The organism is Pelagicoccus sp. SDUM812005, assembly GCF_031127875.1.
Taxonomy (GTDB): Bacteria; Verrucomicrobiota; Verrucomicrobiia; order Opitutales; family Opitutaceae; genus Pelagicoccus.
In genome coordinates this window covers 184,122-196,692 of record NZ_JARXIA010000002.1, presented here as the reverse complement: position 1 = coordinate 196,692, position 12,571 = coordinate 184,122, and the positions used below count along the sequence as shown (strand labels likewise).

The 12,571-nt window shown below is 59.9% G+C and carries 8 protein-coding genes; 5 read left to right on the top strand and 3 right to left on the bottom strand.

Going from position 1 to position 12,571, the window contains the following annotated elements:
* Nucleotides 1–13: 13 nt before the first annotated feature.
* Nucleotides 14–562, top strand: coding sequence for a rhomboid family intramembrane serine protease (locus tag QEH57_RS04380; RefSeq protein WP_309005459.1), 549 nt, complete (start codon nucleotides 14–16; stop codon nucleotides 560–562).
* Here QEH57_RS04380 and QEH57_RS04375 read toward each other — a convergent pair.
* Entirely contained in the window at nucleotides 559–831 is a 273-nt protein-coding gene (locus QEH57_RS04375; RefSeq protein ID WP_309005458.1) for a ribosomal protein L7/L12, read from the bottom strand. The two genes, QEH57_RS04380 and QEH57_RS04375, sit on opposite strands and share 4 nt — an antisense overlap.
* Nucleotides 832–1,016: 185 nt before the next feature.
* On the opposite strand from QEH57_RS04375, the gene QEH57_RS04370 reads away from it, so the two are divergent.
* The 3 genes from QEH57_RS04370 (at nucleotide 1,017) to QEH57_RS04360 (ending at nucleotide 2,855) form a co-directional block, all read left to right on the top strand.
* A complete protein-coding gene (locus QEH57_RS04370; RefSeq protein ID WP_309005457.1) occupies nucleotides 1,017–1,481 on the top strand; it encodes a hypothetical protein in 465 nt (154 codons plus the stop codon).
* 1 nt (nucleotide 1,482) lies between these two features.
* On the top strand, nucleotides 1,483–1,716 hold the full coding sequence (locus QEH57_RS04365; protein WP_343224750.1) for a helix-turn-helix transcriptional regulator: 234 nt from the start codon (nucleotides 1,483–1,485) through the stop codon (nucleotides 1,714–1,716).
* Between the two features lie 206 nt (nucleotides 1,717–1,922).
* Complete coding sequence (locus QEH57_RS04360) at nucleotides 1,923–2,855, top strand: transglutaminase family protein (protein ID WP_309005456.1); 933 nt, start codon at nucleotides 1,923–1,925, stop codon at nucleotides 2,853–2,855.
* A 62-nt stretch (nucleotides 2,856–2,917) separates the two neighbouring features.
* Here the strand turns inward: QEH57_RS04360 and QEH57_RS04355 are convergent, their stop codons facing one another.
* On the bottom strand, nucleotides 2,918–5,449 hold the full coding sequence (locus QEH57_RS04355; RefSeq protein WP_309005455.1) for a WD40 repeat domain-containing protein: 2,532 nt from the start codon (nucleotides 5,447–5,449) through the stop codon (nucleotides 2,918–2,920).
* Nucleotides 5,450–5,575: 126 nt separating this feature from the next.
* Here QEH57_RS04355 and QEH57_RS04350 point away from each other — a divergent pair, with 126 nt between their 5' ends.
* On the top strand, nucleotides 5,576–6,265 hold the full coding sequence (locus QEH57_RS04350) for a tRNA-uridine aminocarboxypropyltransferase (RefSeq protein ID WP_309005454.1): 690 nt from the start codon (nucleotides 5,576–5,578) through the stop codon (nucleotides 6,263–6,265).
* Between the two features lie 442 nt (nucleotides 6,266–6,707).
* On the opposite strand, the gene uvrA is transcribed toward QEH57_RS04350, so the two are convergent.
* The gene (gene uvrA, locus QEH57_RS04345) at nucleotides 6,708–12,539 is read right to left on the bottom strand and encodes an excinuclease ABC subunit UvrA (RefSeq protein WP_309005453.1); all 5,832 of its coding nucleotides are present in this window, start codon (nucleotides 12,537–12,539) and stop codon (nucleotides 6,708–6,710) included.
* Nucleotides 12,540–12,571: the final 32 nt, after the last annotated feature.

The window sequence follows — 12,571 nt, the reverse complement described above, 5'->3', positions numbered from 1 at the left end:
ACTGGGAGGGGACTTGATCGCACGGGGCAAGCTTAGCGGCTTGTTGGCCTTGGTGCTGGCGATCTGGGCGGTCTACCTGGTTGGCCTGGTCGCGGGAATGGACCTGAGCGGCTTCGGCGTGCAGCCCCGCAATTGGGAGAAGCTGTACGGCGTGCTGACCTGGCCCTTCATCCATGCGGACCGTACCCATCTGATGAACAACTCGGTGACCTTGATCGTATTTGGGGCGATCATATCGCTGCGCAGCTCCAGCCGGCAGTTTCTCGGCTTGAGCTTCCTGATAACGCTGTACGCGGGGCTGGGCGTGTGGCTGCTGGCGCGGGACGCATCCCATATCGGCGCCAGCGGGCTGGTGTTCGGATATTTTGGATACATCATGACGCGTGGCATTTACGACGGACGGATCAGCTCGATCGTGATTTCGACCGGCGTGATGCTGCTTTTCGGCGGGATGATCTGGGGAATCCTGCCGACGGATGCCCGCGTCTCCTGGGAGGGGCACCTGTTCGGTTTCTTGGCCGGAGTCGTGCTCGCGGTGCGCTACCAGCCGGGACGGCGCTAGGCGGGAAGCTGGGCGATCAGGTAGATCGCGCCCATCGCAAGAGCGAGGAGGGCGGCGCTGGCAGAGCAACCGGCCGACTTGGAAGGCTCCGGGTAGCGGTCCGGGTACTTTTGGTGCAAGTCGGCGTGCAGTTTCTCGACGGCGTCCTTGGCGTCCTTCAGGCCAAGGCCGGTGGCTTCGCGGTAGATCTTGATGGCGTCGAGCTTGCGGTTGAGTTCGAGCGCTTCGGCTAGGCGCTGCATTTGGTCTTCGTTTAAGTCGTCAGGCATGGATGGTATCAGGTTTGCGTTCCCCTAACCCTAGTTCGGGCAGGGCGGAATGCAACCGCTCCCAGAAAGTAGGCGGAGTTTAGCGCGTTAGACATCGAGTAAAGAATATTTGACATGGAGAGCTTTTGCGTTCCTTGTGTTAAAGATAGTTAACACGGAGAATGTAAACCTTAACTCAATTACAGATGGCTATGTCTTATCAGGAGAGAAACAATTGGATAGAGCTGCTCGTGGCCTTGTGGGCCATCGGCTACTATGGAGTGACTTTATTGTCGGTGGAGGGCGGTTTGGGTGCGGATTTGAGCTATTTCCTTCCGTTTTTGGTGAAGGTCATCGTCGTCTCCATCGTGTTAGGGATCGTGCTGGCGATTCTTAATCGCGTGTTGAGCAAGGATGCGAACGACGCGAAGGACGAGATGGACAAGGCGATCGATATGCGCGGCTTCCGCAACGCTTACTGGGTCATGTCAGGAGCTTTGATGGTGGTAATCTTCGCAGGGCTGGCCAACGAGCGCATGCTCGAAGTGGAAGGGGCCCCTCAGATTGCCACTACGAACTTGTTGATCCATTCGATCTTCATGGTGGCGGCTTTGAGCGGTTTGGTGCAGAGCGCCACGCAGGTTTTCTACTATCGGAGGGGCTTGCTCTAGCATGGCGAAGAAGTTACCGATCACGAATTCGATTCGCCGCCTGCGTTTCGACGCGGACGAAATGACGCAGCAAGCCTTGGCGGAAAAGGTGGGAGTGACCCGCCAGACCATTTTGGCGATCGAGGCGGCCCGTTATTCGCCGACCTTGGAGCTCGCCTTCAAGATTGCGGAGGTTTTCGGCAAGGAGCTAGGGGAGGTGTTCCAGTACGTGCCAGCGTCGGAGCAGACTAAATGAGCAGGTCGCTGCGTCTGGTTGCGTATTCAGGCAAGGACTACGACGGCAGAGCGGGTGCGTGAATAGCGTCGTTCGAGCCGGCGGCGAGCGCGTACCCGAGCTGGCCGGACCGCGAAATGCGTTGCTAATGGAAAGGCTGGGGAATAGGGATGGTTAGGGGTTGGTTCACGGAAGCTGGCTCGCTGACGGAATCCATTTTCCTAATCATGACGTACTTTGAGCCTAATCCTTTGCCTTTCGATATCACCGTACGAGTCGGTTGCAGCCTCGCCTACGAAGTGGCGGGGTCGGCCAGCTTGCTGCTCAACCTGCAACCGGCGGAAAGCGCTCGCAACGAGGTGGTTTTCCAAGCTCTGTCGCTAGGGAACGACTTGATAGACAACGCCTTCGTGGACAGCCACGGAAACTTGGTGCATCGGGTTCGCCTGCAGCCCGGCAGCAACCTGTTTCGGCACGACGCGATTGTGCGGGTCAGTTCTCGTCCGGACAATTACGACTTGCCGGACAAGACGCCCTTGCAGCCGGCGGAGATTCCCTCGGAGCTGCTCCGCTACACTTTGCCGAGCCGCTACTGCGATTCCGACAAGCTGATCGACTTCGCCTGGCAAAACTTTGGCCAAGTCGATCACGGCTGGCCGCGCGCTCAGGCCATTAGCAAGTGGGTGCACGAAAATATCGAGTACCGGTACATGTCGGGGCAAGCGGACCTTTCCGCTTGGGACGTGTTGCAGCGGGGCTTCGGGGTGTGTCGCGACTTCGCTCACTTGGTGGTAGCCTTGAATCGAGCGTTCAACGTTCCGACGCGGTACGTGACCGGCCATTTGCCGGATATCGGATTTCCTGAGCCCGACGGGCATATGGACTTCCATGCCTATGCGGAGGTTTACTTGGGGGGGCATTGGCACACTATTGACGCCCGTTTCAATGTGCCGCGAATTGGTCGAGTGAAGCTCTCTTGTGGGCAAGATGCGGTGGACGGCGCGTTTTCCACGATTTTCGGCGGTGCGGCTTTGACCTATTTTGACGTCTGGGCGTATCAGGTTCCTCGTGACACGGTGGGGGTGGGGGATCCCATCGATTTGAGCCTGCGCTTGGATAACCAATACCTCGTCGTGCGCGACCCGTTGCCGCCGAGCTGAAGCTGGAAGCGAGGGTAGGCTGCGAGCGGACAGCTTGGTATTGGGAGTGGGGGCGGAGTTGGCTACTGGTTTGCGGAGTCTGATTTCCAGATCCGGTAGAACTGGGGAGCGGGGCCGTCGCTCGGGGGAAAGGGAAGGGTCGCTGGGGCTTCTCCTGATTTGTATTTCTGTAGAACTTCCCAGTTCAGCAAGTCGGTAGAATGCTCGAGCAGGTAGCTGGAATCGGTTTGGTACGGGTATGCGATGGTGGGTGTCTCGTGAGAAGCCTGCAGTCTGGCTGCTACGAGAGAGTAGGTTTGCAGCTGCCAGTTGCGAACGGAGCCTTGAGTATCGCGGTAGAGGAAGCTGGCCGAATCGGCCGCGAAGTGGGCTTGCTCGCGCACGGGGCCGAAGTTCGACATATAAACATTGTTAGGAAACCAAGCGGTGGCGGCTTCGTCGGCGATTTCGCCTTTTTCGAGGTCGACGAGGATGAGGTGGGAACGGCGTGAAAGGGCGACGAGGTAGCGGCCGTCCGGGCTGGTGTCGAGGAGCCCGCTGGGCGCTTCGCCGTACAGGTTCAGGGTTGTGAGGTCTGTGGGAGCGTCTAGGTCGAGGACTGCGATCTGGTAGTGGACGCGACCGAGTTGAGTCGAGGAAGGGAAGAGGTAGAGGCGACGGTTGTGATGGCCGAAGCGGATTTGGTTCCAGCGTCCGGAGGCCTCGCTTTGAAGCTGGATTTCTGCAGAGTCGGAGCACCGTAAGAGGCGAGGGCGGGACGTGCCGTTCGAGTTTTGCTGCAAGGTGGCGAGGTGGCTTCCATCGGGCGAGATGGATAGAGCGAGGAAATTGCCGTCGGTATTTTCGAGGTTCAGGAAGGGCGTGTTCTCCTGTTTTCGGTAAGCGATCAGGCGATTGTCATTTTCGAGAACTTGGTAGGGAGAGACCTTTTCGATTGCGGCGACGATTTCGCCGGCTTGATCCATCGCGGTGTGGGTGACTCCAAAGCTGTTAAGGGGCGTCTCCCATTGGCTGCTACCGCTTTCGGTATCGATAAGGTGGATACTTTGCGTCTGGCTGAAGAGTCCGTCGATTTGCTCCAAGGTGGTACGGCGGACTAGCCAGCTTGTGGGAGAACTGGCTAGGATCTCGGTAGAGTTGGCTCCTTGGTTGTCTATACGGCTGAGAGCCAGCTCGCCGCTTTCGAGTTGCCGCTCGGCTAGGCTGTTCGATTCGGTAAGGTAGGTCAGCGCCCCTTCGCTCGCTGGGCCGAGAAGGCTCTCGGCCGATGGGTAGATGAGCCGCTTCCAATCGCTCGGATCGTCAGTGGGCACGGCAATGGTCGAGCCTACGAGGGAGGAGAGGATCCAGTGCCGGGAGTCGGGGGAGAACTTGATCCCTAGGTAGGGCGTATTGAGGATAGGGAACTGGGCGGTGTCGCCGGTTTGCAAGTCGAGCTGGTATGCGGTGTCGCCGGCAGTCGCAGCCAGGTGCTTCCCATCTGGGGAGACGGCGAGGGCGGCGATGGTGCTATCAGCAGGTATTTGATAGCTTGCGGAGCTTTGTCCGCTTGGGATGTCGATGGCGCTGATGGCGCCGGCTTGGTTGGTGGAGAGGTAGAGAATAGGAGCCTGGGGCGAGAAGGCGGCGAAGGGGGAGGCCGCGGCCTTGGCGAACAGGAGGCTGCCGTCGGAGCTGCGGATGGCTTTTAGGGTTCGGTTCAAGTTGTCCCAGAGCAGGAAGCTGCTGCCGTCGGGGCTGAACGGGTTTGCAAGGTAGGGGGACAAGCCGGTGGCGTTCTCGATCGGCTTGGCGGTACCGTTGACTGTATCCACGATTAGGAGACTTGGATTGGAGTCTTGGGGAGTGCCGGAAGATTGGACTGTCGTGCCGATGAGCAGGAGGTAGTTTTGCTCGGGCGATGCGGCGGCCAGTCTATAGGTGTTGTTGGGATAGGGGGTCGCTAAGTCTATTTCCGAGAGGAGGCTTCCATTCGAGAGGTCGATGGCTTTCACAAGCGAGATGCCGGAGCCGAAGCTTGTGGTGAAGTTTCCAAGCGGCTGCAGTTCGATCGCTCGGCTTTGGTCCGCAGACAGGGTGTAGTTTCCTGCTTGCTGCCAAAGGGAGGCGTTTTGCGAAATGGAAAAGAGCTGGGATTTATTAGCGCTGCCGGGCGGATAGCTTCTGGCTGAGGAAAAGAAGATGTGTTCGCCGTCGTCGAGAAGCGCCGCTTCCCCTCTGCTGAGGTCCAAGTCGATGTCTATCGGATCCGCTCCGTCTACGCGCGCTTGCAGGTTCAGGTCGCGGTCGAGGGTAAGGTAGCGTCCGCTCTCCGGGTGGTAGCCGATGATAGGACCGGCGTCGGGAGAGGATTGCTGCTCGAAATGAAGTTTGCCGGTGTCGATTTCGTAGTAGCGATATCCTCGCGGCAAGACGTTCGAAGCAGGAGTGACCTGAAGGATGGAATGCGGAAGTATCCGCTCGGAGTGTGGGGGGATGCGCGGGCTGGCTACCAGCTCAGGGCTCGGCTTGAGCAGGGTGTGGGCCGAGCAAGAGAAGGCTGCGAGAGTGGCGATGGCAAGAAGCGTGAATCCGAAAGCGGGGCGATGGTACATGGGAAGAGTGGATTGCGAATGGCGCGTTTCGAATGTCAGCGCCTTTACGGTGCATTTCAACGGTAAATCTTTTCGCTGGTCTTGGGCCGGGGCTAGGTCGATGGTTCTCCCGCTATGGGTCGAGCGATGTGCTACAAGTGTAATAGGCCGCAGCAGCTCTGCTGGTGCGAGCGGGTGAAGTCGATGGGGACGCGGACGAAGTTCGTGATCTTGATGCACCCTTACGAGTATCGTCGCATAAAGTTGAATACAGGTCGGCTTACCCACCTTTGCTTGGCGGACAGCGAGCTGTATGTGGGGGAGACCTTTGACGATCACGAAGGTGTGCAGGCTCTGATCGAGGATCCTGCCAACTATCCTGCGCTCTTGTATCCAGGGCAGGAGGCCCGCGACTTGTCGAAAGGGGAGTTGCAGGCAGAAGATTTTGCGGGGAAACGTTTGGTGGTATTTTTATTGGATGGCACGTGGCGGCTGGTAAGGCCCATGTTGCGTTTCAGCGAGAGCTTGCAGCGCTTGCCGAAGGTTATGTTTTCGAACGCGGCTCCAAGTCGCTACGTGATCAAGCGCCAACCGGAAGCTGGCTGCCTCTCGACCTTGGAGGCGGCTCACGAGCTCTTGCTTGCCCTGGATCGTAGTGGCTTGGGTGAATACAAGGATCGGACGCAGATGCTTGACCTATTCCTGGAGATGCAAGCCTTTCAGGTGAAGTGCGAGCAGGAGAATCGCCGTCCGGATTTCGTGCCCCGAAGCGAGCGCCGGAAAGGAGAGGCAAGGTACAATCCGTCGAAGCGCCGAAAGGTTTTCCCAAAGGAGTAACAACGAAAGCGCGTGCATGCCCGAGCTTCGCGCAAAGTCGTGCGGAGATGTGCGAAGGTGTGCGCTTTCCATATCAACGTTGATGATGAAAGCGCACGGATCGGGGAGTTTCGGGGATGTGCGCTTTTTATATCAACGTTGATATGAAAAGCGCGCGAGGGAGGACGATGTGGGATGGGGGGAGGGCGCTTTCGTTTTGGGGGTGGGTATGGATGTGCTTGAGTTCGGCCGTCCTAGGGGGGGGCGTTCCGCTTGGTTTTCGTTCCGCTCGGTTTTCGCTCTCGGTTCTCGCTTTGCTAGGAGGGGGCCATGCTAGAGTTTCGCAGCTCTACATTTTCGCAGCTCTAGATTTTCGCCCCGCTAGAGTTTCGTCCCGCTAGAGTTTCGTCCCGCTAGAGTTTCGTTCCGTTAGAGTTTCGTTCCGTTAGAGTTTCGCTTTTGCTTATTTGAGGTAGGGGGAGGTGATGCTGCGTTTGGACTTTTTGAGGCCGGCGAGGTTGCCTTGGTAGAGGATCTTGCCGCCTTTGGGGCCGCCGCCGGGGCCGACTTCCACGACGTAGTCGGCCTCTGCGATGAGGTCGAGGTGGTGCTCGATGACGACCACGGTGTGGCCTTGGTCCACGAGCTTGTGCAGGAGGCGGATGAGCTTTTCGCAGTCGCTGAGGTGGAGGCCGATGGTGGGTTCTTCGAGAACGTATAGATTGGTTCTTTGGATGCCGCGGCTGCGTTCGGTGTAGCTTTGCAGGCCTTTGGCGAGCTCGGTGACGAGTTTGAGGCGTTGGGCTTCGCCGCCGCTGAGAGTGGGGCTGCTTTGGCCGAGAGTGAGGTAGCCGAGGCCGGTCTCGACCATGAGTTGCATGATCTCGCCGAGCTGGCTGTGGAAGCTGAAGAATTCCGCGGCTTCCTCGAAGCCCATGGCTAGCACGTCGGCGATGTTTTTGCCTTTCCAATGGAGGTCGAGCAGTTCGGGGCCGTAGCGGGAGCCGTCGCAGTCTTCGCAGGTTACGTAGGTGTCGGGCATGAAGCTCATCTCGAGCTTTACGCGTCCGGCGCCGGAACAAGTTTCGCAGCGGCCGTGGGCGGTGTTGAAGGAGAAGCGGCCCGGCTTGTATCCACGCATCTTGGACTCGGGCAAGCTGGCGAAGAATTGTCTTATGATATCGAATACGCCGAGGTAGGTGGCGGGCGTGGAGCGGGGCGTTTTTCCGATGGGGCTTTGGTCGACTTCGATGACGCTGCGGAAGCCGCTGGCTCCGGCGAGGGATTCGAAGAGAACTTGGCCTTCGTTGCCTTCGATGCTGGGCCCGTTCTTGGCGAAGTCGGCGCCGGTGATGGCGTCCTTTTTCGCCTTGATGGCGTAGGCGGTGGCGGGGGCGAGCAGGTCGCGGATGAGGGAGGACTTGCCGGCGCCGGAGGCCCCGCAGAGCATGGTGAGGCGGTTGCGTGGGATGCGGACGGTTTGTTTCTTTAGGTTGCGGAAGGTGACGCCGGTGAGGGTGAGGAATGGGGTGTTGCCAAGCTGGGGCTTGGCGTTCCCAGTTTTGCTTTTCTTTTGATTGGGTTGTTGCGGCGGCCTCGGCGAGGCGGCGCGACCTGTGGGGAGTGGGCGGTATTGACCTTGGAGGGGGTGTGGGATGCCGGATTTTAGGTAGCGGCCGGTGAGGGAGCTTTTGTTTTTCTTGAGTTGGGCAATGGTGCCTTGGGCTATGACTTCGCCGCCGTGGATGCCGGCGCCGGGTCCGAGATCGATGATGTGGTCGGCGTGCTCCATGGTGGTGTCGTCGTGCTCGACGACGAGCAGGGTGTTTCCTTTGCTCTTCAGGTTTTTGAGCGTCTCGATGAGGCGGTCGCCGTCGCGGGCATGCAGGCCGATGCTGGGCTCGTCGAGCACGTAGAGGACGCCGGCGAGGTTGGAGCCGAGTTGGGCGGCAAGGCGGATGCGTTGGGCTTCGCCTCCGGAAAGGGTTTGGGTGGGGCGGTCGAGGCTTAGGTACTCGAGGCCTACTTTATCCAGGAACTGGAGACGCTCGTGGATTTGGGCGACGATGTCGCGGGCGATGATTTGGCCGCGTTTGTCGAGCTTGAGCTTTTTGAGGGTGGCGAGGAGTTGCTTGGGGTCTTGGGCGAGAAGCTTGGGCAGGGAAATGGTGTCGCCGGATTTTAGATACAGGTAGACGTGACGGCTGGTGCGGTTGAGGCGTTCGCCGTCGCACTCGGGGCAGATGATGGCTTGGCTGTCGTCTTCGCTGGAGTCGTCGGCGCCGATGGCTTTGGCGAGCTCTTCGTCGTCCTCCAGGCGTTCGCGCATCCAAGGGTAGATGCGGCCGTGTCCGCGGCAGGCGGGGCACCAGCCTTTGTGGGAATTGAAGGAGAAGTCCTTGGGATCGAGCTCGGGGAGGGCTTCGCCGGTCTCGGGGTCCATGCGGGTGGTGGAGAGGTAGTGGATATCGGCTTTTTGCGACGATCTCGGCGAGACCGCTCCTCCTTGAGCGATAACCAGGGCGGTGCCTTTGCCGCGTTTGAGGGCTTCTTTGAGGTGATGGTTGAGCTGGGATTTGAGGTGGGCGATCGGCGCGAGGTCGGCGATGACGACTTCGATGTTGTGCTCCTTATAGCGGTCGAGCTTCTTGAAGTCGTCGGTGAAGATGAGCTTCCCGTCGACGCGCATCATCTCGTAGCCGTGGTCGGCGATCCAATTGGCGATGGGTTGGTGGTGGCCTTTGCGATTGCGGATGAGGGGGGCGAGCAGGTAGAGGTGCTTGGCTTTGGTGGCCTCGGGCGTCGTAATTATTTTTTGGAGACGCTTTTGGAGTTCGCTTTCGGTCTGGGCGATGAGTGGGTTGCCGGAGTCGGGGTTGTGAGGGATGCCGAGGCGCGAGTAGAGTAGGCGTAGGTATTGCGCGACTTCGGTGATGGTGGCGACGGTGGACTTGCGGGAACCGCGGGTGACGCGTTGCTCGATGGCGACGGTGGGCTGGATGCCGGTGAGTTGGTCGAGGTCGGGGCGGGGGAGCTGCTCGACGAATTGGCGGGCGTAGGGCGACATGGATTCCATGAAGCGGCGTTGGCCTTCGCCGAAGACGATGTCGAAGGCGAGGGTGGACTTGCCGGATCCGGAGGCTCCGGTGACTACGGTGAATTCGTAGTGGGGAATGGATACGGAGATGTTGCGCAGGTTGTGTTCGCGGGCGCCGGTGACGGTGAGTGCGGTGGTGGATCGGGTTGTGTTGTTTTTGGCCCACGAAGGGCACGAAGCGTCACTAAGGGTGGGAGTGTTGTAGGGGGTGGGGGCTTCGGCGGCGAGGAGTTGATCGGGTTGTTGCGGCGTGCCGCGAGCGGCAGCCCTACCATCGAACTCGGGAGCGAGGTAGCGGGCGGTTTCGGTGGTGGTTTTTGAGCAGGCTTCGGGGGTGCCTTGGAAGACGACTTGGCCGCCTTTGGCCCCGGCTTCGGGGCCCATCTCGATGATCCAGTCGGCGGACTTGAGGACGTCGATGTTGTGCTCGATGACGATGAGGCTATGCCCGGAGTCGACGATCCGCTGGAGCACTTCGAGCAGTCGGCGAACGTCGTGCTTGTGCAGGCCGGTGGTGGGTTCGTCGAGGAGGATGAGGGATCCTGCTTGATCGGGTTGTTGCGGCGTGCCGGGCCGTCCCGCCCTACCTTGGAGATACTTGACGAGTTTGAGGCGTTGGGATTCGCCGCCGGAGAGGGTGTTGAGGGGTTGGCCGGATTTTAGGTAGCCGAGGCCGACTTGATCGAGGGCGGCGAGTTTGTCGTGGATTTTTGGGTACTCTTTGAAGACCTCCATGACTTCGGCTATGGTGAGCTCGAGGAGGTCGGAGATGGAGTGGCCATCGTGCTTGATTTCGAGGAGCTCGTCTTTGAAGCGCTTGCCGTTGCAGTGGGGGCAGGGGACGTAGACGTCGGAGAGGAACTGCATCTCGATCTTTTCGTAGCCGAGGCCTTTGCAGGGTTCGCAGCGTCCGTCGCCGGCGTTGAAGGAGAAGCTGGATGCGGTGTATCCGTTTTCTATGGACGCTGGGAGCTTGCCGTAGAGCTTACGGATTTCGTCCCAGGCCTCGACGAAGACGATGGGGTTGGAGCGCGGGGTGCGACTGACGGGGGATTGGTCGACGAGGGTGATTTCGTCGAAGTCCAGGTCGGAGGTGAGGCTGGAAAGGGCTGCCGGGTCCTCGGCGAGCAGGCCGCGCTGGGCGATGAGGTTTTGGTAGAGGACGGCGTTGAGCAGAGTGGACTTGCCGGAGCCGGAGACGCCGGAGAGGCAGACGAAGCGTTGGAGGGGGATGGAGAGGCTGAGGTCTTGGATGTTGTGTTTGGATGCAGCGGTGATGTGGAGCCATCCTTCGCTCTGCGAGCTAGGGCGGGTTCTCGCTTTGCTCGAAGGTTGTGGGTCCGCGACCGAGGTCGCACTTACAGGGCGGGTTTTGGTGGGGACAGGGATTTGTTGTTGGCCGGAAAGGTATTGGCCGGTGATGGATTTTTTGGATTTCAGGAGCTCTTTTTGGCTGCCTTGGAAGACGAGGTGTCCGCCGTGGGCTCCGGGCTCGGGGCCGATCTCGATGACGTGGTCGGCGGCGCGAATCATGGCGTCGTCGTGTTCGACGAGGACGACGGTGTTGCCGGAGTCGGTGAGGGTGCGGACGATTTGGATGAGGCGGTCGATGTCGCGGGCGTGCAGGCCGACGGAGGGTTCGTCGAGCACGAAGAGGGTGTCGACGAGGGAGGCTCCGAGGCAGGAGGTGAGGTTGACGCGTTCGACTTCGCCGCCGGAGAGGGTGCGGGCGGGGCGGTTGAGGGTGAGGTAGCCGAGGCCGACGTGGTTGAGGTAGCGGAGGCGGGAGAGGATGGAGGCGCTGGCTATGTCGACTTGGTTGTGATCGGGTTGTTGCGGCTCGCCGGGCCGTCGAGCCCTACCTTGGATTTCGATGAGGGGGAGCAGGTCGGAGATGGGGATTTCGTAGAGGTCGGGGAGGCGGTAGTCGTTCCACTTCCAGCAGAGGGATTCGGGCTGGAGGCGGGTGCCTTGGCAGTCGGGGCATTTGACGTAGGATCGGTAGCGGGAGAGGAAGATGCGCACGTGCATCTTGTAGGTGTTGCGCTCGAGCCAGTCGAAGAAGCCTTTGACCCCGTACCAGAGTCCGCCGGAGTCGCTGCCTTCGGGGAGCTTTTGGTAGGCGGGTTCGCCGAGGATGACGATGTCCTGCTGGCGTTGGGTGAGCTTGTTGAAGGGCTTTGTAGTGGAAATTTTGAGACGTTTGCAGGCGCGGACGAGGTCGTTTTTGGATTCGCCGTAGACTTGTCCTTCGAAGGGTTTGATGAGGCCGTCTTCGATGGACTTGCTGGTGTCGGGGATGGCAAGGCGGTAGTCGATCTCGATGACGCGTCCGAAGCCGCGGCATTTGGGGCAGGCGCCGATGGGAGAGTTGAAAGAGAAGAGGGGCGGGCTGGCGGGGCGGTAGGTCTTGCCGGTGGCGGTGGAGTGCAGGCCGCGGGAGTGTCGGGCGAGGATGGAACCGTCTTTTTCGAGGAGCAGCAGCTGGCCTTGGCCGAACTCGAGGGCGGTTTCGGCGGCTTCGAGAAAGCGGGACCGGTGGGTGTCGGCAATTTGGATACGGTCCTGCACTACGTGCAGGGAGGCGGAGGCTTGTGGCTTGAAGGCTGAAGGGTCTTCGAGGCGGTGGAGCTGTGGCGGTGAGGAGGGGGATTCTTGGGCGAAGAAGCGGGAGTAGCCTTGGGCTTTGATGTTTTTGAGTATTTCCTGCCAGCTGAGCTTTTCGGGCTTTTTGACTTCGAAGGCGACGATGAGGGAGCGATTTGCAAAGCGCTCCTTGGCGTTTTGCCAAATGGATTGGGGGTTGTCGTCGTGGATGGGGGCGCCGGTGGCGGGATCGTAGAGGGCGGCGACGTGGGAGAACCAGACTTTGAAGAAGTCGGTGAGCTCGGTCATGGTGCCTACCGTGGAGCGGGAGGTCTTGATGGTGTTCTTCTGCTCGATGGCGATGGAGGGGCGCACGTTCTCGGCGGAGTCGAGGTCGGGCTTTTCGAGCAGGTCGAGGAACTGGCGCGTGTAGGCGGAGAAGGTTTCGACGTAGCGGCGTTGGCCTTCGGCGTGCAGGGTGTCGAAGACGAGGGAGGACTTGCCGGCTCCGCTGAGGCCGGTGACGGCGATGAACTTGCCGAGGGGGATATCGACGTCGATGTTCTTGAGGTTGTTCTGGCGAACGCCGCGGAGGCGGATGGAGTCTAGCATGGTGGAAAGCGTGTTTGTGGAGACGGGATCGG